This window comes from Pseudooceanicola aquaeponti, from assembly GCF_050897975.1.
In the GTDB taxonomy this organism is placed as follows: Bacteria; Pseudomonadota; Alphaproteobacteria; order Rhodobacterales; family Rhodobacteraceae; genus Pseudooceanicola.
The window spans coordinates 155,488-174,502 of the sequence record NZ_JBPAXY010000007.1; the positions used below are offsets into that span (position 1 = coordinate 155,488).

At 69.4% G+C, this 19,015-nt stretch carries 20 protein-coding genes; 8 read left to right on the top strand and 12 right to left on the bottom strand.

All coding sequences use genetic code 11. From position 1 onward, the window contains the following. The first annotated feature begins 82 nt into the window (after window positions 1-82). Window positions 83-856: a sulfite exporter TauE/SafE family protein gene (locus ACRARE_RS17915; protein WP_432657834.1), complete on the top strand. Its 774-nt coding sequence runs from the start codon at window positions 83-85 to the stop codon at window positions 854-856. On the opposite strand, the gene ACRARE_RS17920 is transcribed toward ACRARE_RS17915, so the two are convergent. The 3 genes from ACRARE_RS17920 to dapE form a co-directional block, all read right to left on the bottom strand. Beyond that, window positions 853-1,824 (bottom strand): ketopantoate reductase family protein, encoded by a 972-nt coding sequence (locus ACRARE_RS17920; RefSeq protein WP_432657835.1) that lies wholly within the window; start codon window positions 1,822-1,824, stop codon window positions 853-855. The two genes, ACRARE_RS17915 and ACRARE_RS17920, sit on opposite strands and share 4 nt — an antisense overlap. 110 nt (window positions 1,825-1,934) lie before the next feature. After that, window positions 1,935-2,360 carry a GNAT family N-acetyltransferase gene (locus ACRARE_RS17925; RefSeq protein ID WP_432657836.1) on the bottom strand — a complete coding sequence of 142 codons (426 nt, stop codon included), beginning with the start codon at window positions 2,358-2,360 and terminating at the stop codon, window positions 1,935-1,937. Further along, a complete protein-coding gene (gene dapE / locus ACRARE_RS17930; protein WP_432657837.1) occupies window positions 2,357-3,520 on the bottom strand; it encodes a succinyl-diaminopimelate desuccinylase in 1,164 nt (387 codons plus the stop codon). Before dapE ends, ACRARE_RS17925 begins: the two co-directional genes overlap by 4 nt. 342 nt (window positions 3,521-3,862) lie before the next feature. On the opposite strand from dapE, the gene ACRARE_RS17935 reads away from it, so the two are divergent. Then, entirely contained in the window at window positions 3,863-4,981 is a 1,119-nt protein-coding gene (locus ACRARE_RS17935; protein WP_432657838.1) for a Hint domain-containing protein, read from the top strand. Between the two features lie 82 nt (window positions 4,982-5,063). Here ACRARE_RS17935 and ACRARE_RS17940 read toward each other — a convergent pair whose 3' ends face one another. Beyond that, window positions 5,064-5,444 (bottom strand): DUF8846 family protein, encoded by a 381-nt coding sequence (locus ACRARE_RS17940; RefSeq protein WP_432657839.1) that lies wholly within the window; start codon window positions 5,442-5,444, stop codon window positions 5,064-5,066. 225 nt (window positions 5,445-5,669) lie between these two features. Between ACRARE_RS17940 and ACRARE_RS17945 the strand changes: the two genes are divergently transcribed. Beyond that, window positions 5,670-6,911, top strand: coding sequence for a T6SS phospholipase effector Tle1-like catalytic domain-containing protein (locus ACRARE_RS17945; protein WP_432657840.1), 1,242 nt, complete (start codon window positions 5,670-5,672; stop codon window positions 6,909-6,911). Between the two features lie 86 nt (window positions 6,912-6,997). Here ACRARE_RS17945 and ACRARE_RS17950 read toward each other — a convergent pair whose 3' ends face one another. Together ACRARE_RS17950 and dapD are read right to left on the bottom strand one after the other, a co-directional pair. Beyond that, entirely contained in the window at window positions 6,998-7,249 is a 252-nt protein-coding gene (locus ACRARE_RS17950) for a GlsB/YeaQ/YmgE family stress response membrane protein (protein WP_432657841.1), read from the bottom strand. Between the two features lie 212 nt (window positions 7,250-7,461). Continuing rightward, window positions 7,462-8,289, bottom strand: a complete 828-nt coding sequence (dapD, locus tag ACRARE_RS17955) for a 2,3,4,5-tetrahydropyridine-2,6-dicarboxylate N-succinyltransferase (protein ID WP_432657842.1) — start codon at window positions 8,287-8,289, stop codon at window positions 7,462-7,464. Between the two features lie 156 nt (window positions 8,290-8,445). Between dapD and ACRARE_RS17960 the strand changes: the two genes are divergently transcribed. Both ACRARE_RS17960 and ACRARE_RS17965 read left to right on the top strand, forming a co-directional pair. Further along, entirely contained in the window at window positions 8,446-9,339 is an 894-nt protein-coding gene (locus ACRARE_RS17960; protein ID WP_432657843.1) for an LOG family protein, read from the top strand. Continuing rightward, window positions 9,336-10,538 (top strand): MFS transporter, encoded by a 1,203-nt coding sequence (locus ACRARE_RS17965; protein ID WP_432657844.1) that lies wholly within the window; start codon window positions 9,336-9,338, stop codon window positions 10,536-10,538. The genes ACRARE_RS17960 and ACRARE_RS17965 overlap by 4 nt, the downstream gene beginning before the upstream one ends. A gap of 13 nt (window positions 10,539-10,551) precedes the next feature. Here ACRARE_RS17965 and arsJ read toward each other — a convergent pair whose 3' ends face one another. From arsJ to ACRARE_RS17995, 6 genes are all read right to left on the bottom strand, one after another. Beyond that, the gene (gene arsJ / locus ACRARE_RS17970) at window positions 10,552-11,817 is read right to left on the bottom strand and encodes an organoarsenical effux MFS transporter ArsJ (RefSeq protein ID WP_432657845.1); all 1,266 of its coding nucleotides are present in this window, start codon (window positions 11,815-11,817) and stop codon (window positions 10,552-10,554) included. Further along, window positions 11,814-12,812: an ArsJ-associated glyceraldehyde-3-phosphate dehydrogenase gene (locus tag ACRARE_RS17975; protein WP_432657846.1), complete on the bottom strand. Its 999-nt coding sequence runs from the start codon at window positions 12,810-12,812 to the stop codon at window positions 11,814-11,816. Before ACRARE_RS17975 ends, arsJ begins: the two co-directional genes overlap by 4 nt. Further along, window positions 12,809-13,651, bottom strand: a complete 843-nt coding sequence (locus ACRARE_RS17980; RefSeq protein WP_432657847.1) for an arsenate reductase/protein-tyrosine-phosphatase family protein — start codon at window positions 13,649-13,651, stop codon at window positions 12,809-12,811. Before ACRARE_RS17980 ends, ACRARE_RS17975 begins: the two co-directional genes overlap by 4 nt. Before the next feature lie 102 nt (window positions 13,652-13,753). After that, complete coding sequence (locus ACRARE_RS17985) at window positions 13,754-14,044, bottom strand: hypothetical protein (RefSeq protein ID WP_432657848.1); 291 nt, start codon at window positions 14,042-14,044, stop codon at window positions 13,754-13,756. 141 nt (window positions 14,045-14,185) lie between these two features. After that, window positions 14,186-14,836, bottom strand: a complete 651-nt coding sequence (locus ACRARE_RS17990; RefSeq protein ID WP_432657849.1) for a ChrR family anti-sigma-E factor — start codon at window positions 14,834-14,836, stop codon at window positions 14,186-14,188. Beyond that, window positions 14,833-15,393, bottom strand: a complete 561-nt coding sequence (locus tag ACRARE_RS17995; RefSeq protein ID WP_432657850.1) for a sigma-70 family RNA polymerase sigma factor — start codon at window positions 15,391-15,393, stop codon at window positions 14,833-14,835. The genes ACRARE_RS17990 and ACRARE_RS17995 overlap by 4 nt, the downstream gene beginning before the upstream one ends. A gap of 240 nt (window positions 15,394-15,633) precedes the next feature. On the opposite strand from ACRARE_RS17995, the gene ACRARE_RS18000 reads away from it, so the two are divergent. From ACRARE_RS18000 to ACRARE_RS18010, 3 genes are read left to right on the top strand one after another with little or no spacing between them, the layout of a single operon-like run. Next, on the top strand, window positions 15,634-16,941 hold the full coding sequence (locus tag ACRARE_RS18000) for an NAD(P)/FAD-dependent oxidoreductase (RefSeq protein WP_432657851.1): 1,308 nt from the start codon (window positions 15,634-15,636) through the stop codon (window positions 16,939-16,941). Continuing rightward, window positions 16,938-17,708, top strand: coding sequence for a DUF1365 domain-containing protein (locus ACRARE_RS18005; RefSeq protein ID WP_432657852.1), 771 nt, complete (start codon window positions 16,938-16,940; stop codon window positions 17,706-17,708). Before ACRARE_RS18000 ends, ACRARE_RS18005 begins: the two co-directional genes overlap by 4 nt. Window position 17,709: 1 nt before the next feature. Then, the gene (locus tag ACRARE_RS18010) at window positions 17,710-18,897 is read left to right on the top strand and encodes a class I SAM-dependent methyltransferase (protein WP_432657853.1); all 1,188 of its coding nucleotides are present in this window, start codon (window positions 17,710-17,712) and stop codon (window positions 18,895-18,897) included. Window positions 18,898-19,015: the final 118 nt, after the last annotated feature.

Here is a 19,015-nt window from a genome sequence, read left to right on the forward strand (position 1 = left end):
AAGGGGGCAGGGCAGAAGGCTTGACCTTTTCCCGCCGCCGCCCTCTTCTGCTGCCGTTTCCCCTGCCCGGAAGGCCCCGTCCATGCTGCCCGACCTTGCCGTCCTGCCGGATCTTGCCGCCGTCCTCGTCACCCTGGCGGCGGCGGGGATGATCGCCTTCGTCAAGGGCGCCTTCGGCGGCGGTTTCGCCCTGATCGGCATCCCGCTGATGTCGCTGGCCATGGACCCGCTGACGGCCGGAATGGTGCTGGCGCCGCTCTTCCTGGCGATGGATCTGTTCGGGCTGCGCTACTGGTCCCCCTCGACCTGGAGCCGCCGGGACGTCAGCTGGATCGTGCCGGGGGTGCTGGCGGGCACGGCCCTGGGCACGCTTCTGCTGGGGGTGCTGCCGGAACCGGCGGTGGCCATCCTGGTGGGGGGCATCGCCCTGGTCTTTACCGCGCTCTGGCTGCACGGCGGGCGCAAGGCCGGGCACCGGGCCTTCAGCGCGCCGGGGGCGCTGCTGTCGGGGCTGGGCTGCGGCACCACCTCGATGGTGGCCCATGCGGGGGGCGCGCCCCTGGCCATGTACCTGCTGCCGCGCGACCTGCCGCCCCGGCTCTACGCGGGCACGACCTCGATCGTCTTCACGGCGGGCAACCTGGCCAAGCTGGTGCCCTGGATGCTGGTGGTGCCGCCCGGCGCCTCCGAGCTGCTGCTGATGGCCGCCGCCCTGCCGGTGATCCCCCTGGCGCTTTGGGCGGGCCACCGGCTGCACGGGCGGATGGACGCCCGCCGCCTTTACGCCATCTGCTATGGCCTGGTGGCCCTGGCGGCGGTGAAACTCCTGTGGGACGGGATCGCGGGCCTCTCCTAGGCCAGGCTTTCATCCAGCAGCCGGGTCAGGCCGTAGACCCCTGCCATGGCGGGGACGGCCATCTCCAGCTTGGCGGCCAGTTCCACCAGCGCGCCCAGGATCGGGTCGATCTCCAGCCGCCGCCCGGCCTCGACATCCTGCAGCATCGAGGTGCGGATCGGGCCCAGCTTGCGCGTCGTGGCGATGCGCTCTTCCATGTCGTCAAAGCCCGGCAGGCCGATACGGGCGCCCAGATCGGCCATCTCGCGCATCATTTCCAGGGTCAGGGCGCGGACGCCTGCGTCGGCCAGCATGGCGGCGGTATCGGCGCGCGACAGGGCCGACAGGGGATTCATGTTGGAATTGCCCCAGAGCTTGGCCCAGACCTCGCGCCGGATCTCGCCGGTCTCTTGCGCCGGGATGCCCCCCTTGCGGAAGACCTCGGCCAGCGCGGCGATCCGCGCGGCGGGCCCGCCCGGGGTGATCTGTCCCAGCAACAGCGTGTTGGCCTTCACCAGCTCCACATGGCCGGGCGCAGGGGTGCGCGAGGCGGCATGAACCACATTGCCGATGATCTGCTCGGCCGGAATGGCCCGGGCCAGGGCGCCGCCCGGATCGACCGCATCCAGCACCAGCCCCTCGGCGGGGCCGCCGAAATCCTGCAAGAACCAGAAGGGCAGGCCGTTCACGGCGGGCATCACCAGGGTCTCGGGGCCCATGGCCGTCTCGATGGCGGGCAGCAGGCCCGGCAGGGCATGGGCCTTCACCCCCAGCACCAGCAGATCGGCCCCGGCCAGATCCGCCGGATCCTCAGTGGCGGTCACCGCCACCCGCTCCGGCCCCGCGCCCTCGTCCAGCATCAGCCCCTCGGCCCGCAACGCCGCCAGGGTCGCCCCCCGCGCCAGCACCACCGCCCGGGCGCCGCCGCGCACCAGACCCGCCGTCAGCCAGCCGCCGATGGCCCCGCATCCGATCACCGCAACCTTCATGCTCTCTCTCCCTGCGCTTGCCGCCTGGCGCGGCCCTTCTTCCCATTCGATGGCTGAAAATACTCCGGGGGAGTCGCCCCCCGGGCGACGGGGGCAGCGCCCCCTTCCCCTCACGCCTCCAGCCGCAATTCCATCTCGCGATGCGGCACGCCGCCATCGTCGTATTCCGGCCCAATGGCCCGGAACCCCAGCCCCTCGTAGAAGCCCATGGCCCGCACCTGGGCGCCCAGCACGATGCGGGCGTGTCCCCGCGCCGCCAGCCGCTCGATCCCCGCCCGCACCAGGGCCGCGCCAAGGCCGGTGCCGCGCGCCGATTTCACCACGCAGATCCGCCCGATGCGCCCGGCGCCGGGCTCTTCCAGCAGCCGCGCGGTGCCGACGGGCACCCCGTCCAGGCGCGCCAGCAGATGTTCGGCGCCCGCATCCAGGTCGTCCCATTCCTCCTCGGCGGTGAACCCCTGTTCGGCCATGAAGACCTCTTCGCGCAGGGCGAAACAGGGGGCGGGATCGGCAACCGGGGCGATGGTCAGGCTCACGCGAAATAGTCCTTCAGGATGCGCGCATAGATCGCCTTCAGCTGCGGGATCTGATCGACCGGCACGTTCTCGTCCACCTGGTGCATGGTCTCGCCCACCAGGCCGAACTCGACCACCGGGCACAGATCCTTGACGAAACGCGCGTCCGAGGTGCCGCCGGTGGTCGACAGCTCCGGCGTCACGCCGGTCTCGGCCTCGACGGCGCGGGCCACCAGCGCCGACAGCTCGCCCGGGGGCGTCAGAAAGGCCTCGCCCGAGATCTTCAGGCGCGGTTCGATCAGGATGTCGAACTGGCGCGACACGTCCTGCGCTTCGCGGCGCAGCCACTGGCTCAGGCTTTCGCCCGTGTGGATGTCGTTGAAGCGGATGTTGACGGCGGCGCGGCATTGCGCGGGTATCACGTTGGTGGCCTCGTTGCCGGTGTCGAACTGCACCACCGCCAGGGTCGAGGGGTCGAAATGGTCGGTCCCCTGGTCCAGCTCGGCGCTGGCCAGCCGGTCGATCAGCCGCGCCATGGCGGGCAGGGGGTTCTTGGCACGGTGCGGATAAGCGGAATGGCCCTGTTTGCCGGTCGCCGTGAACCAAGCGGTCATCGAGCCGCGACGGCCGATCTTGATCATCTCGCCCATGGTGGTGGGGCAGGTCGGCTCGCCGACCAGGCAATGGGTCATGGTCTCGCCATTGGCAGCCATCCAGTCCAGCAGGGCGATGGTGCCATCGGTCGAGTCGCCCTCTTCGTCCCCGGTGATCGCCAGCACCACGGCGCCTTCCGCAGGCGGGGTCTGGGTGACAAAGTCGATGGCGGCGGCCACGAAACAGGCGACGCCCGATTTCATGTCGGTGGCGCCGCGCCCGTACATGCGCCCGTCGCGGATCTCGGCGCCGAAGGGATCGGCGGTCCAGGCGGCGGCATCGCCCACGGGCACCACGTCGGTATGACCGTTGAAGCCGAAGGTGCGCGCCGCCCCCTTCTCGCCCCAGCGGGCAAAGAGGTTGGCGATGCCGTTCCGGTCGGCGCGGACACAGGTAAAGCCCGCCGCCTCCAGCCGGTCCTGCAACAGCACCAGCGCGCCGCCCTCCTCCGGGGTGACAGAGGGGCAGCGGATCAGATCGGCGGTCAGGGCGACGGCATCGGTGGGCGCGGTCGTGTCGGCGGACATGAGAGGTCTCCTTTTCTGGCCGAATGGCTAGCGGGTTTCGCGCCCCTTGCAAAGGTCCGGGCAGCGAGGAGGCGCCGCCAGGGGCCGGGGCGGGGGCCCTAAAGAGGGGGCGCGCGGGGGCAGATCTGCCCGCCTCACCCCGCTTTGACACCATATGATCTTTACCTGAGGCCAAAGGAATGCGATTCTGCCTGCAAGAGCGCGCCACAAGACGCGCCAGGGCGAGGCGCCATGACAGGGCAGACGATCCATCTTTGCAAAGCCGCGCGGGCCGCCGCGCCTTGCGTCGTGGCAGGTGTCGCGCGGGCTGCCCTGACGTGCGCCCGGGGGCGGGGCTAGGCCATGGGCTGGGTCGCCATCTCTTGCCCCGGTGCAGGGGCCATTGCCGCCCATGGGCCCGATGCGGCGCGCGAGCCGGCCATCGGGCGCGGCACCGGGACGCTTTTGCGCAGCGCGGGACCGGCCGAGCTGATGGGCCAGGGCTCGATCCTGATCGAGGCGCAGATCACCGCCACCCGGGTGCTGACCCCGCTGCTGGACATCCCCTTCCGCCATCCCGTCGCCGGGCGCCTGACGCTCAGCCAGGTGCCGGGCGGGGCCCTGACCCTGGTGCTGGAGCGGGGCCGCAAGGTCCGCCATTGCAGCCTGAACCTGGAAAGCGGCGAACGGCCCGAACGGATCCGCGTCATGCTGTCCTGGGAAAGTCGCTCGGGCGTGGCGCGGCTGGTGGTGGAACGGCCCGAACGGGACGTGGCGCCGCTGGCCACGGGCTTTGCCGATCCGCTGGCGCTGCCCTTCCAGGCGCTGACCGAGGCGGCGCTGTACCCCGAGCTGGAGATGCTGGGCGAGGGGGTCGATTTCCTGGCCGTGTCGGACGGGATCGAACCGATCGGGCCGATGCCGGGGCTGACCGGCGAGACGGCGATCGACACGCCCGACGGGCGGCGCGCCCTGCGCGAGCTGCGGCGCGGCGACCTGGTGCGGATCGAGGGCGAGGGCGCCGTGCCGGTGCTGGCCGCCCTGCGCCGCACCCTGCCCGCGCGCGGCCTGTTCCGCCCGGTGCAGCTGTTCGCCCCCTATTTCGGCCTGACCCGTGACGTGGTGGTGGCCGCGGGCCAGCGCCTGGTCACCGAGGGCGCCGAGGTCGAATACCTGTTCCAGAGCGAAAGCGTGCTGGTCGCCGCCCAGCATCTGGTGACGGAAAAGACCGGCGCCTGGGCCGAGACCGGGCCGCTGGTCACCCTGCATCAGCTGCTTCTGCCCGATCAGCAGGTGCTGGGGGTCTGCGGCGCGCGGATGGAAAGCCTGCACGTGGGCCGGTTGCGCCGCTCGGCCGCGCTGGTCGAGGCCAGCCTGCTGGCGGGCTATCAACGCTCGCGCCTGCCGCATCACGCGGGCCACGCCCGGCCGGTGCTGCGCGACTACGAGGCGCAGATGCTGGCCAGCCATCGCGCCGCCTGAGGCCGGGCGCGGGGCGCCTTTCGGAACATCGGGAATGGCACAGGTATGGCGGAGTGGCCTCCGCCCTACGGGGCGTCCTGGCCTAGTTGGGGCGCGCGGCGCTGCCCTGTTCCTCGCCGAAGAAGGGCGTCATCTGGGCCACGATGACCGAGTTCTCTTCCGCCGCGCGGGCCATCAGGTCGCGCTCGTCCTGGTCCACCTCGTGGCCCATGTCGATCCGGTCTTCCAGGGTGCCGTAGCCGGTCACATCCAGCGGCGCCAGATCGGCCTGTTTCAGGATCGCCACGGTCTCGCGCACCGCCTCGGCCTCGTCCACGCCCGAGGCATAGCACATCAGCGCGGCGCCGGTGCTGCCCTCGGGCAGGCCGTCGCCCTCGTGCCGGCCGACCTCGACCAGCAGGGTATAGACCTGCTGCCGTTTCGGCGCCTTCTTCTCCTTGGCGGGCTTGCTGTCCTGGCTCATCGCGCGCTCCTCGCTGATGGGCAGGGCCGTGCCAGAAAGGGCGGGCTGAGTAAAGGGGGGTGTTCCCGTATTCCCCGCGCCGGGGCGAGGGGCTATGCTGATGCGGTCCGGCGTCAGTCGGGCGCGATTTCAGTACGTGCATTTCAGCCCGGTCGGCCCTTGGGCAGCGGGGCGTATCAGTCAGGCCGCTTGCCCGGGGGCATTCGCGCGGCCAGGGGGGGCATCATGGGAAAGAACATCGTCCTGCTGCTGGACGGGACCGGCAACGGCATCACCGAACGGCGCACCAATATCCTGCGCCTCTACGGGACGCTGGTGAAATCCGAGGACCAGCTGGTCTGGTACGACCCGGGCGTCGGCAGTTTCGGCGGCGACGACCCGTTGCGCCTGGTGCCGCCCAACTGGCGCGAGACGGTGCAGCAGGGCACCGGCGCCGGGATGCACCAGAACGTCCGCGAGGCCTACCGCTTTCTGGTCGAGACCTACCAGCCGGGCGACCGCATCCATCTTCAGGGCTTCAGCCGGGGCGCCTATTCGGCGCGGGTGCTGGCGGGGTTCCTCTATGCCTTCGGCCTGATGGAGCCGCGCAACCTCAACCTGCTGGACTATGTCTATCGCGCCTACCGCTCGGTCGACGAAAGCCCCGACCTGCGCGACGCGCGCGAGCATCGCGACCGCGAGGGGCCGCTGGCGGCGATCAACCTGCATCGCCGTGCCCTGCGCCCGCGCGAGGTCGAGGTGGCCAGCATGGGCCTGTTCGACACCGTCGCCTCGATGATCGAACGCAAGGGCTGGGTGCGCTACGGGGTGCGGCTGCACGCCTTCACCCATGAGAACCCCGGGGTGCGCAAGCTGCGCCACGCCATGGCCATTGACGAACGCCGGGTGATGTTCCGCCCGCGCCTGTGGGGCAGCCAAGGGATGCGCGACCTGGAGCTGTCGGCGCGCACCTGGCGCGACGTGAAAGAGGAATGGTTCGCGGGCGTGCATCGCGACGTGGGCGGCGGGCGCGACAGCGAAGAGGACAGCCAGCTGGGCAAGGTGCCCCTGGCCTGGATGATCGACGAGCTGCGCCACGAGGATCTGATCTTCGACGACGCCCTGGTGCAACTGCTGGTGCAGGGCGAGGGGCCGGGTGCGGTACGTGACGGCGAGCGGATCTATTATGCCCCCGATGCCACCCGGCGCCTGGACCTGAGCAAGCTGGGCGGGCTGGAATGGATGGAATGGGTGCCCTTCCTGCGCACCGGCAAGGGCATCGGCGGCGGTGCCCCGGGGCGCAAACTGCTGGGCCTGCCCCTGCCCGGCGGCGCCCGGCGCGAGATTCCCGAGGATGCGGTGATCCACCCGTCGGTCTTCGAACGGATGGCCGCCGGGCTGGGCTATGATCCGCAGAACCTGCCCGCGCCCGCGCGCGAGGCCTATCGCAGCTGGAAAGCCGCGCGGGACGCGGCGCCTGCGGGCTGAGGGGGCGCGCACAGCAAAACGCCCGCCGCGGTATGGCCGGGCGGGCGTGGAAATGCAGGGCGGGATTGAATGGCGCGGGGCGCGCCTCAGGCGCGGCGCAGCCCGCGCACCAGGGCGATCAGCAGGCAGGCGCCCAGCACGGCCACGATCATCTGGCCCAGGATGCCGTAAAGCGTGGCGCCCACGATGGCGGTCAGAAGGAAATTGCCCACCACGGCGCCGATGATCCCCATCAGGATGTTCATCAACAGCCCCATGCTGGAGTTCATGATCTTCTCGGCGATCCAGCCCGCCAGGGCGCCGAGGATGATTGCCAGAAACCAGCCGATGCCGACCATTGTGTCTCTCCTGTCCGTATTTCGAAAGCGTGTTGCGATGCGTCGTCGCCCCCCATGGGGCCTCTTGCCGGATCAACGCGGGCCCCCGGGCGGTGGTTCCCCGAAGAGCGCCGCCGGCAGGCGAAGCGAGGAGGGCCCCCGGGGCCGGGGGCACAAAGGAAAAGGCCCGCCTCCGGCAGGAGACGGGCCCGATGTCACGCGCCGAGGGACGATCAGTCGCGCAGCAGCTCGTTCACGCCGGTCTTCGAGCGGGTCCGCTCGTCGACGCGTTTCACGATCACCGCGCAATAGAGGTTCACGCCGTTCTTCGACGGCATGGTGCCCGCCACGACCACCGAATAGGGCGGCACTTCGCCATAGAAGACCTCGCCGGTCTCGCGGTCGACGATCTTGGTCGACTGGCCCAGGAAGACGCCCATGCCCAGGACCGAACCTTCGCGCACGATCACGCCTTCGGCCACTTCCGAGCGGGCGCCGACAAAGCAGTTGTCCTCGATGATCACGGGGCCCGCTTGCAGCGGTTCCAGAACGCCGCCGATGCCTGCGCCGCCCGAGATGTGGCAGTTCTTGCCGATCTGGGCGCAGCTGCCGACGGTGGCCCAGGTGTCAACCATGGTGCCGCTGTCGACATAGGCGCCCAGGTTCACGAAGGAGGGCATCAGCACCGCGCCGGGGGCGATATAGGCGGATTTGCGCACCACGCAGTTGGGCACGGCGCGAAAGCCCGCGTCTTTCCATTCCTTCTCGCCCCAGCCGAAGAACTTGCTGTCGACCTTGTCCCACCAGGTCGAGCCCTGGGGGCCGCCGGCGTGGGGTTCCATGTCCTTGATGCGGAAGCCCAGCAGGACGGCCTTCTTGGCCCACTGGTTGACGTGCCAGTTGCCGTCTTCGCCCTTCTGGGCCACGCGCAGGGCGCCGCTGTCCAGGGCGTTCAGCGTGTCGAGGATGGCCTCGCGGGTTTCGCCGGTGGTGGCGGGGGTGATCTGGTCGCGCGCCTCCCAGGCGGCTTCGATGGCGGCTTCAAGCTGGGCGTTGGACATGGTCTTCCTCCGGTGCAACAGGGGTCACGCCCCTATAGGGCCTCGCGCATTGGCGCGCAATCGCGCTGGTCCCTACCGCGCCGCTGCGCTAGCTAATGAGACAGGGGCGCCCTATGGTCCCCCTTTTCCGACTTTTCCTTCCCGAGCAGAGATTTCATGACCCAGGACAGCCGCGACAGCCGCCATTCCCGTTTCCGCGACGCCCATGACGACAAGACCACCGCGCGCTATGTCGAGCAGACGCCGCAGACCATGTCGCCCAGTTACCGGCTGGCCTATGCGGACGAGGATTTCCTGCTGCGCGACGAGATGCGCTCGGTCCGCTTGCAGCTGGAGCTGATGAAGCCGGAACTGGCGCTGGAAGAGGCGGGGATCAATTCCACCGTGGTGCTGTTCGGTGGCGCGCGCATCCGGGCGCCGGGGGTGGTGCCCGAGGGGCACCCGATGGCCAAGCTGGCGACCTATTACACCCAGGCCGAACGGCTGGCGGCCCTGGTGACGGAAAAGTCGCTGGCCGCGGGCGGCACCGACTGGGTGGTCTGCACCGGCGGCGGCCCCGGCGTGATGGAGGCGGGCAACAAGGGCGCCCATGAGGCCGGGGGCCGGTCTGTCGGCCTGTCCATCGTGTTGCCGCACGAACAGGTGCCCAACCCCTATGTCACGCCTGAACTGACCTTCAACTTTCACTATTTTGCTGTCCGCAAGATGCATTTCCTGATGCGCGCCCGCGCCGTCTGCGTCTTCCCCGGTGGCTTCGGCACCCTGGACGAGACCTTCGAGGCGCTGACCCTGATCCAGACGGGCCGGATGGAGCGCCAGCCGGTGCTGTTCTTCGGTCGCAGCTTCTGGGAAGGGGTGATCAACTTCGAGGCGCTGGTCGAGGCGGGCACGATCTCGGCCGAGGATCTGAACCTCTTCCGCTTCGTCGAGACCGCCGAAGAGGCGCTGGAGGCGATCGAGAGCTGGGAAGGCGCAGGCACCAAGCGCAGCGAGATCCCGGGGCGCAAGGATCTGGGCGATCCCACCGAGACCGGGGGGACGCAGGCGTGATCACCTGGCTGCGGGTCATCCTGCTGTTCGCTGCCGGGATGGGCGCCGCGGCGCAGTTCGGCAAGGTCTCGGTGCTGTTTTCCGCCTGGGCCGAGGTCTACCCCGACGGCGGCGCGGCCCTGGGTTTCCTGGTGTCGCTGGTCTCGCTCATGGGGGTGGTGCTGGGCCTGCTGGCGGGGTTGGTGGTGATGCGCGTGGGCTTTCGCCGCACCCTGATCTGGGCGCTGCTGGCCAGTGCGGTGGTCTCGGCGCTGGAGGTGTTCCTGCCGCCCTTGCCGGTGATGCTGGTGCTGCGCGCGCTGGAGGGCCTGCCGCATCTGGCAATCGTCGTGGCCGCGCCCACCCTGCTGGCCGAGATCACGGACGAGCGCACGCGGCCTATGGCTATGACCCTGTGGGGCACCTATTTCGGCGTCACCTTCGCCCTCTACGCCGTGCTCGGTCCCTGGATGCTGCGCCTGGGCGGGGTCGAGCTGGTGCTGGCCAGCCATGCGGGGTTCCTGCTGCTGATGGCCGGGCTGCTGTGGCTGGCCCTGCCCGATGACCGCCCGTTGCCCGAGGGCCGGGTCGCGCAGCCTGCCGAACGGCTGGGCCTGCGGATGATCCTGGCGCGCCATGTCACCGCCTATTCCTCGCCCTTCATCGCCGCGCCGGGGGTGGCGTGGCTGTTCTACGCGATCAACTTTGTGGCGCTGATGACCGTGCTGCCGACCTTCCTGCCCGAGGCCACGCGCGAGATGCAGATGACCGTGCTGCCCCTGGTTGGCATCGTCTCGGCCCTGACCTTCGGCGCGCTGGCGCTGAAGCTGTTTCGCGCCGTGCCGGTGGCGATCGCGGGCTACCTGATGGCCGCCGCCTCGGTGGTGCTGCTGGTGGTGGCGCCGGGGGTGGTCTGGGCGCCGGGCGCGCTGTTCATCGCCATGGGCTTCATGCAAAGTGGCGGGTTCGCCTCGGTGCCGCAGATCAACACCGATCCGGGCGACCGGGCCCTGGCCAACGGGGTGCTGGCGCAGATGGGCAATGTGGGCAACCTCAGCGGTACGCCCATTCTGCTGGCGATGACCGGGGCGTTTGATTTCGCCGGGCTGATCGTCTTTTCGGTGCTGTTCTACGGGCTGGGGGCGCTGGTCCATATCCTGGCGGCGCGGATGCGCGCCCGGCGCGGGTCGGGCGAGGGTGCCCTGGGCGCCGCGCGCTAGGCGCGGCGCCGGGTCATGCTGGGGCGGGCGCCCTGCGGTCCAGCCGCCCGGCGCCGAACCAAGACAGGGCCAGCAGCACCGCCGCCGTGCCCAGGCAGGCGGCCAGCCCGCCCAGCTGATAGCTGAGCCCCGACAGCAGCGTGCCCAGAAGCCGCCCGGCGGCATTGGCCATGTAGTAGAACCCCACATCCATGGTCACCCGCGCGCCGCTGGTGAAGGTCAGGATCAGATAGCTGTGCAGCGAGGAATTCACCGCGAAGACCGCGCCGAAGGCCAGAAGCCCGGCGACCAGCGTCACCGTCAGCCAGGGCGCCGGATCGCCTGCCAGGGCCACCAGACCCGCCAGCGCCGCCGGGATCGCCACCAGCGCGCCCACCCAGTGACGCGCGGCGCCGATCAGCTCGGCCCGGGGGCGGCTGGCGGCGCGCAGCAGGCGCGGCGCGCTGGCCTGCACGGCGCCATAGAGGATCGTCCAGATCGCCATGAAGGTCCCGATGGTGAAAAACGCCGCGCGGTTGCCCGCCTCGGACCCGTCCGACAGCACGGCGTAGAAATAGATCGGGATGCCCACCACGAACCACACGTCACGGGCGCCGAACAGGAAGACCCGCGCGAAGGACAGCCAGTTGACGTTCGGATCCCTGGAGAAGACCTCGGCGAATTTGGCGCCCTTGCGGCCCTGCGGCAGGCCCGCGGGCATGAAGGCCGCGACCGCGCCCAGGATCACCGCCAGCACCGCCGCCATGGCCCAGACCGAGGCGGTGAAGCCAAGGGTGCCCAGCAGGGCCGCGCCCAGCAGAAAGCCCAGCCCCTTCACCGCGTTCTTCGATCCGGTCAGCACCGCGACCCAGCGGAAGAGGCCGCCCTCGCCCTCGGGCGCCAGCAGCTTGACCGCCGATTTCGACGACATCTTGGCCAGATCCTTGGCCACGCCAGAGGCCCCCTGCACCGCCATCACGAAGGCGACCGAGCCCCAGAGGGTCCAGCCCGGGTCCAGCTGCGCCAGCGCCACCAGCGCCGCCACCTGAATGGCCAGTCCGGCGTAAAGCGTCCTGGTCAGGCCAAAGCGCGCCGCGATCCAACCCGCCGACAGGTTGGTGACGATCCCCGCCACCTCGTAAAGCAGAAACAGATAGGCCAGCTGCACGGCGGAAAAGCCCAGGGTGTGAAAGTGCAGCAGCACCAACATCCGCAGGGCCCCGTCGGACAGCATGAAGGCCCAATAGGCGGCCGTGACCGCGACATAGGCCGCAAGGCCCTTGGGTCGTGTCGCGGTCACAGCCCTTCCCCAACCATGCGCGCCACGTCGACCAGACGGTTCGCATAGCCCCACTCGTTATCGTACCAGGCGTAGATCTTCACCTGGGTGCCATTCACCACCATTGTGGACGGCGCGTCGATGATCGACGAGCGCGCGTCGTTGAGGAAATCGGAAGAGACCAGCGGCCGGGTCTCGAAGCCCAGGATGCCCGCCAGGGGCCCTTGGGCGGCGGTGTGCAGAAGGGCGTTCACCTCTTCCACTGTGGTCTCGCGTTCCACCTCGAAGACGCAGTCGGTCAGCGAGGCGTTCAGCAGCGGGATCCGCACCGCATGGCCGTTCAGGCGGCCGGTCAGCTCGGGGAAGATCTGGGTGATCGCCTTGGCCGAGCCGGTGGTCGTCGGGATCATCGAGTTCAGCGCCGAGCGCGCCCGGCGCAGATCCTTGGCGGGGCGGTCCACCATGGTCTGGGTGTTGGTCACGTCGTGGATCGTGGTGATCGACCCGTGGCGGATGCCAAGGCCCTCGTGGATCACCTTCACCACCGGCGCCAGGCAATTGGTGGTGCAGCTGGCCGCGGTGACGATGCGGTGCGTCTCGGGGTCGTAATCGGCGTTGTTCACCCCATAGACGATATTGGCCGTGGGCCCATCCTTCACCGGGGCCGAGACGACGACCTTCTTCACCCCGGCCTCGAAATAGGGGGCGATCTTGGCCTCGGTCTTGAAGACGCCGGTGCAGTCGATGACCACGTCGACACCGTCGAGCGGCAGATCGGCAATGTCGCTGGCGCCGATGAAGGGCAGGCGGGTGCCGTCGATGGTCACGCTGTCGGCGTCATGGGCAAAGGTCGCGGGCCAGCGGCCATGGACGCTGTCGAACTCCAGCAGATGGGCGTGCATCTCGGTGTCGCCCTGGGCGTCGTTGATCCAGGCGATCTGCGCGCCGCTTTCCAGCAGCGGGCGCAGGGCGAGTTTTCCCATCCGGCCGAGGCCGTTCAATGCGTAGGTGGTCATGCGGGTGTGTCCTCTTGGGTCAGGGCCAGGTCGTCGACGGCGGCTTGCAGCGAGATCCGGTCAAGCTCGGCCAGGGGCAGGGCGGCGAAGGCGCGCAGGCGGTGCAGCAGGGTGGCATAGGCCTCCTGGAAGGCCAGGGCCTTCTGGGCCTCGGTGCCCGTGGCGCGGGCCGGGTCGGGCAGACCCCAGTGGGCGCTGATCGGCTGGCCCTCCCAGGCGGGGCATTCCTCGTTCGCCGCCTGGTCGCAGACGGTAAAGACGAAATCCATCACCGGGGCGTCGGGCCCTTGGAATTCCGCGACGTTCTTCGAGCGCAGCGCGGTGGTGTCGTGGCCCTTGTCGGCCAGCAGGCGCAGGGCAAAGGGGTTGGGCGCCCCCGCCGGGGCGGTGCCGGCGGAATAGACGTTGAACCGCTCGCCGCCCATGTCGCGCAGCAGCGCCTCGGCGAAAAGCGAGCGGGCGGAATTGGCGGTGCAGATGAAAAGGACGTTCAGCTTGCGTTCGGCCATGGCGAGGGTTCCTTGCGTGGCAGAGGGGGAGGGCAGGCAAAGCGACGGCCGCGCGCGGCAGCAATCGGCGAAGAGGTAGTCCAGCAGTTCCTTGGCCGCGCCCATCTCGGTGCGGTAGCGCAGCGAGGTGCCCTCGCGTTCCTGCACGATCAGCCCGTTTATGCGCAGCGAGGACAGATAGACCGACAGGGTCGAGGGTTTCAGCCCGGTGGCGGCGGCGATCTCGCCCGCGGGCACGGCTTGCGGGTAGCGCCGCATCAGCAGGCGCCACACCGCCAGACGTTGCGGGTGACCGAGGACGGCGAGGATATCTGCGGCATCTTTTTCCATATTTCATGAAATATGGAAAAATAGAAATCGGCGCAATGATTCCTTTGGCCTGCGCCCGGGGAAATCGCGGGCGGCGGCGGCAGGTGGAAAGGGGGGGCGCCGTCAGGCGGTCTTGTTGTCGTCGGGCCGCTCGGGGGCCTCGGCCCCCTCGGCGGGCTCGGCCTCGGCCAGTTCCGGGTCACGATAATCGGCGGGGTCGAAATCCTCGGGGTCGAACCCCTCGCTGTCCTGGTCGATCCCGGTCACATGGGTGGTGCCGGTGTCCTCGTTATAGACCAGCCCGTAATTGGCCCGCCCCTGAGAGCGGAAGCGCCGCAGCTCGTGCACGGCGGCATAGAGGAAGGCCAGGGCGAAGGGCGCCAGAAGGACGGCGGCGATGATCTGGGCTTGCATGGGCGCTCCTTAACGCGGCGCCGGGGGGTGGGGAAAGGGCCGGATCCCGTCCGGGGCACGCCCGAGCAGGTTTGCGCAGAGCCGCCGCCGGGGCGGGTGGGAAAACGGCCAGTTACATGCGCCTTGCGACAGAGAGCGCCCTCAGATCCGCAGGAAGGGCTGCGCCAGACGCGGCAGAAGCGAGCGGAAGCGCAGCCGCGCATCGGTGGCCGCCAGGCAGATGCAATCCATCTGCGGATCGGCGACAGGCGTATGTTCCAGGCTTTCATCGGCCAGTTCCACGTCGCCCGGGCCGTAATGGCCGGTCTCGTCGTGGAAGGCCCCTTGCAGGACCATGGTCAATTCGGTGCCGTGGTGGCCGTGATCGGGCACCGCCTGGCCGCCGGGGATATACAGCAGCCGGACAGAGCTTTTGCCGTCTTCCGCCAGGATCTGCTGACGCACGCCGCCGCCCGCGGCGCGCCAGCGCGGCGGCGCGTGGCGCAGCGCCTCGGCCACCGGACCGGGATAGATGCCCATGCGGGCGGGGGCGGGCCGGGTCGTGGTGGCGGGCGCCGGGCCGTCCAGCCGCGCCAGGGTCCGTTCCAGCAGGTCGCCGGCCACGGCGGCCCGGGGCGCGGCCTCGGCCTCCATCAGGGCGCCGCCCAGCATCTCATGCGCCTCCAGGGCCGCGCGGCACTGGTCGCAGACCGAGACATGGGCCGCGACGATCATCTCGAAGGTGGCGGGCAGACGCCCGGCGGCATAGGCCGCCAGCATCTCGTCGGGGATATGATGCGCGATCTCTTTCATTCGCTGCGTAGGTCCTTCAACTCGTGGCGCAGACGGTCCAGGCCAAGGCGGATCCGCGACTTGATCGTGCCAAGCGGCAGGCCGGTTTCGGCCCGGATCTCGCCATGGGTCAGATCGCCCAGATAGGCGCGCGAGATCACCTCGCGCTGTTCCGGGGTCAGCCGGTCAAGGGCGGCGCGCAATTCGCCCGCCTCCTGGGCCAGGGCCAGCTGGGCGCCGGGGTCCGCCTCGGGCGGGGTCTCGGTTTCGACCGCCTCGGGCAGGGGGCGCCCGGCCTTGCGGGCCAGGTCCACCTGCCGGTTGCGGGCGATCCGGTAGATCCAGCCCGAGACCTGGGCGCGGGTCGGATCGAACTGTGCCGCCTTGTGCCAGACGGCCAGCATCACATCCTGCACCACATCCTCGGCCGCCGCCGCGCCCATGCCAGAGCGCATCAGCATCCCCTTCACCCGCGGCGCAAAATGGGCAAAGAGCCGGGCAAAGGCCGCCCGGTCGCGCTGATCGCGCACCGCCAGCATCCAGCTGGTCTGTTCCGTCTGCTCCTGCTCTCCGTCCACCTGCGACCTTCCGTTCCGGCAGGGCGGCCGCACCATCGGGGCGGGCCGCTGCCGGTCGAGTGTCGCAGGCATCGGATCGGGGTTCAACATGGTCAGGATACGCAGCATTGGGCGGGTCGGATCACCGGGGCGCGAAATTTTTTCGCCGAAAAGTGGCGGCCCATGTGAACCGAAGCCCGTCATGGCCCGTATGCATTCCAAAGGCGCCGCAAACCTGACCGGCGACCACGAGGAACATTCATGTCTTTCGATGCCCTTTCCAACCGCCCGCAACGGATCGCCGTCATCGGTGGCGGCATCTCGGGCATGGCGGCGGCCTGGCGCCTGGCGCCGCAGCACCGGGTGACCCTGTTCGAGGCGGCGCCCCGCCTGGGCGGGCACGCGCGCACGGTGATCGCGGGCAAGAACGGCGATCAGCCGGTGGATACCGGCTTCATCGTCTTCAACTATGCCAACTATCCGCATCTGACCGCGATGTTCCGCGACCTGGACGTGCCGGTGGAACGTTCGGACATGTCCTTTGGCGCCACGATCGACGAGGGCCGGGTGGAATACGGGCTGCAAACCCTGGGCGCGGTGCTGGGCCAGCGGCGCAACCTGGCGCGGCCCGGGTTCGCCGCGATGATCCGCGACATCCTGCGCTTCAACGCCCGGGCCGAGGCGGTCGTGGCCGCCCATCCCGAGATGTCTATGGGCGATCTGATGCGCCATCTGCGCCTGGGACCCTGGTTCCGCGAATATTACCTGAAGCCCATTTCGGGCGCCATCTGGTCCACCGCGCCGGACCGGATCGAGGAGTTCCCCGCCGCCGCCCTGGTGCGCTTCTTCCGCAATCACGCCCTGCTGTCGACCACCGGCCAGCACCAGTGGTGGACGGTCTCGGGCGGGTCGGTCGAATATGTGCGCAGGCTGAAGGCCTCGATGCGGGCGCGGGGCGTGATGATCCGAACCGGCGCGCCGGTCTCGGCGGTGCATCGCGACGGCCCCCTGCCGCAGGTGCAGACCCGGGGGCAAGAGGCGGAAGGCTTCGATCAGGTGATCCTGGCCTGCCATTCCGACGAGGCGCTGGCCCTGCTGGCCCAGCCAACGCAGGCCGAACGCGCGGCCCTGGGCGCGGTGCGCTATCAGGACAATCACGCCGTGCTGCATTGCGACGCTGCCCAGATGCCGCGCCGCCGCGCCTGCTGGTCCTCCTGGGTCTACAAGGCCGACAGCCGCCAGCGGCAACAGGCCATCGGCGTGACCTACTGGATGAACAAGTTGCAGAACATCGACGCGGGCGACCCGCTTTTCGTGTCGCTGAACCCGGTGACCCCGGTCCGCGAGGCGGCGATCTACGACGAAAAAACCTTCCGCCACCCGGTCTTCGATGCCGCCGCGCTGCGCGCCCAGGGCGAGATCGCCCAGATCCAGGGGCAGAACGCCACCTGGTACGCGGGCGCCTGGTTGCGCCACGGGTTCCACGAGGACGGCTTTGCCAGCGCCATGCGCGTGGTGCGCGCCCTGGATCCGCTGCCCGAACCGACCCGGGATCGGGTCGTGGCATGAGCCGCTGGCCCGAACATATCCCCGGCACCACGGTGCACGCCCGCAAGGGCAGCGCGGCGCATTCCTTCCGCTATGGGGTGGACTACGTGCTGATCGACCCGGACAGCCCCGCCGGGCCACGGCTTTTCGCCCGCAACCGCCCGGGCTTTGCCACCGTGCGCGACCGCGACCATGGCGGGACGCGTGGCGCGGGCGAAGGGGCGGCCTGGGCGCGCTGGGTAATGGCCGAGCACGGGTTGGACATGGGGCGGGTGGATCAGCTGCTGCTGCTGACGCAACCGGCCTTTCTGGGGGCGGTCTTCAACCCGGTGTCCTTCTGGATGGCCTTTGAGCGGCAGGACGGGCGCGAGGCGCTGATCGCGGTAATTGCCGAGGTCAACAATACCTTCGGCGACCGCCACAATTACCTCTGCGCCCTGCCGGGATTCGCCGAGATCACCGAATCCGATACTGTCCATACGACCAAAGTCTTTCACGTTTCCCCCTTCCGTGAAATCGCCGGGCACTATAGCTTCCGTTTTCACATGGGAGAGGAGAGGATTTCGATCCGTATCCTCCACGGCGAAGAGGGAGGGGAGACCCTGTTTGCCACCTTGACCGGGCCCCGCCTCAGGTTGACGTCTCTTGGTTTGCTTCGTGCGGCTTTGCGGCGACCCTTTGGCGGGGTTCGTGTCCTTTCGCTCATCTACTGGCAGGCCCTGCGCCTGCGGCTGAAAGGCGCGCGGTATCGCACCCGTCCCGAGCCCCCGATCGAGGAGATCACCTGACATGCCGCTGCTGACCAACCGCGTGAAACGCGATTTCCTGGCCACCTGTGAAGAGATCGAGACGGGCCGCCTGACCGTGGTCACCCCCGAGGGCGAGACCCATCATTTCGGCCGCCACGGCGTCGAGGCCGAGTTCCGCATCAACGACTGGGCAGCGGTCACCGCGGCGCTGGCGCGGGGCGATGTGGGGCTGGGCGAGGCCTATGTGGCGGGGCTGTGGGATACCCCCTCGATCGAGGGGCTGACGGCGCTGGCGCTGAAGAACCTCGATCAGTTCAGCCAATACGCCTATGCCTCGCCCTGGCAGGCGATGAAATTCCGCACCGTGGATCGCATTCTGCGGGCCAATTCCAAACGCGGCGCCTCGAAGAACATTCAGGCCCATTACGATGTGGGCAATGAATTCTTCCAGCTGTGGCTGGATCCCTCGATGACCTATTCCTCGGCCCTTTTCGCCCCCGGCGATGACGATCTGGAACGGGCGCAATACCGCAAGTACGACCGCATCCTGGAAAAGGTCGGCGGCGGTGAGCGGCTTCTGGAGGTGGGCTGTGGCTGGGGCGGTTTCGCCGAACGCGCCGCCCAGCAGGGGCGCCATGTGACCGGGCTGACGATCTCGCCGGCGCAGAAGGGCTATGCCGATGCGCGGCTGGACGGGCGGGCCGATATCCAGCTGTGCGACTATCGCGACAGCGCGGGCCGCTTCGATGGCATCGTGTCGATCGAGATGATCGAGGCCGTGGGCGAACGCTATTGGCCTGCCTTCTTCGACACGCTGAAGGCGCGGCTGGCCGAGGGCGGGCGCGCCGTGGTCCAGGCCATCACCGTGGCCGATGCCTATTTCCCGACCTATCGCCAGGGCTCTGACTACATCCGCCAGCACGCCTTCCCGGGGGGGATGCTGCTGTCCGAAGGGCAGATCCGCGAGGCCGCCGCCCAGGCCGGGCTGCATCTGCGCAACAGTTTCGCCTTCGGTCCCGACTATGCCCGCACCTGCCGCACCTGGCTGGAACGGATGGACGCCGAGGCGGCGCGCATCGCCCGGCTGGGCTATGGCGAGGCCTTCCTGCGCAGCTGGCGCTATTACCTGGGCATCTGCGCCGGGTCCTTTGCCGTCGGGCACACCCAGGTCTTGCAGGTCGAGCTGGCCCATGCCGAGGCGGCCCCCGCCGGGGCCGTTCGCGGCTGATACGAAAGGCACCGCCAGGGTCCGTTTCGGGTGCAATCCGCGTCAGTCCGGGGCGGAATTTGTCGCGCTATAGCGCCACTTGGCGCCCGCGCGCCGAGAAATGCCGCAACCTGAGCGG

Bases quoted from the DNA above. Each gene is read 5' to 3' on its own strand.
- ACRARE_RS17915 (WP_432657834.1), top strand. From the start codon at position 83: ATGCTGCCCGACCTTGCCGTCCTGCCGGATCTTGCCGCCGTCCTCGTC.
- ACRARE_RS17920 (WP_432657835.1), bottom strand. From the start codon at position 1,824: ATGAAGGTTGCGGTGATCGGATGCGGGGCCATCGGCGGCTGGCTGACG.
- dapE (WP_432657837.1), bottom strand. From the start codon at position 3,520: ATGTCCGCCGACACGACCGCGCCCACCGATGCCGTCGCCCTGACCGCC.
- ACRARE_RS17935 (WP_432657838.1), top strand. From the start codon at position 3,863: ATGGGCTGGGTCGCCATCTCTTGCCCCGGTGCAGGGGCCATTGCCGCC.
- ACRARE_RS17940 (WP_432657839.1), bottom strand. From the start codon at position 5,444: ATGAGCCAGGACAGCAAGCCCGCCAAGGAGAAGAAGGCGCCGAAACGG.
- ACRARE_RS17945 (WP_432657840.1), top strand. From the start codon at position 5,670: ATGGGAAAGAACATCGTCCTGCTGCTGGACGGGACCGGCAACGGCATC.
- ACRARE_RS17950 (WP_432657841.1), bottom strand. From the start codon at position 7,249: ATGGTCGGCATCGGCTGGTTTCTGGCAATCATCCTCGGCGCCCTGGCG.
- dapD (WP_432657842.1), bottom strand. From the start codon at position 8,289: ATGTCCAACGCCCAGCTTGAAGCCGCCATCGAAGCCGCCTGGGAGGCG.
- ACRARE_RS17960 (WP_432657843.1), top strand. From the start codon at position 8,446: ATGACCCAGGACAGCCGCGACAGCCGCCATTCCCGTTTCCGCGACGCC.
- ACRARE_RS17975 (WP_432657846.1), bottom strand. From the start codon at position 12,812: ATGACCACCTACGCATTGAACGGCCTCGGCCGGATGGGAAAACTCGCC.
- ACRARE_RS17980 (WP_432657847.1), bottom strand. From the start codon at position 13,651: ATGGAAAAAGATGCCGCAGATATCCTCGCCGTCCTCGGTCACCCGCAA.
- ACRARE_RS17985 (WP_432657848.1), bottom strand. From the start codon at position 14,044: ATGCAAGCCCAGATCATCGCCGCCGTCCTTCTGGCGCCCTTCGCCCTG.
- ACRARE_RS17990 (WP_432657849.1), bottom strand. From the start codon at position 14,836: ATGAAAGAGATCGCGCATCATATCCCCGACGAGATGCTGGCGGCCTAT.
- ACRARE_RS18000 (WP_432657851.1), top strand. From the start codon at position 15,634: ATGTCTTTCGATGCCCTTTCCAACCGCCCGCAACGGATCGCCGTCATC.
- ACRARE_RS18005 (WP_432657852.1), top strand. From the start codon at position 16,938: ATGAGCCGCTGGCCCGAACATATCCCCGGCACCACGGTGCACGCCCGC.
- ACRARE_RS18010 (WP_432657853.1), top strand. From the start codon at position 17,710: ATGCCGCTGCTGACCAACCGCGTGAAACGCGATTTCCTGGCCACCTGT.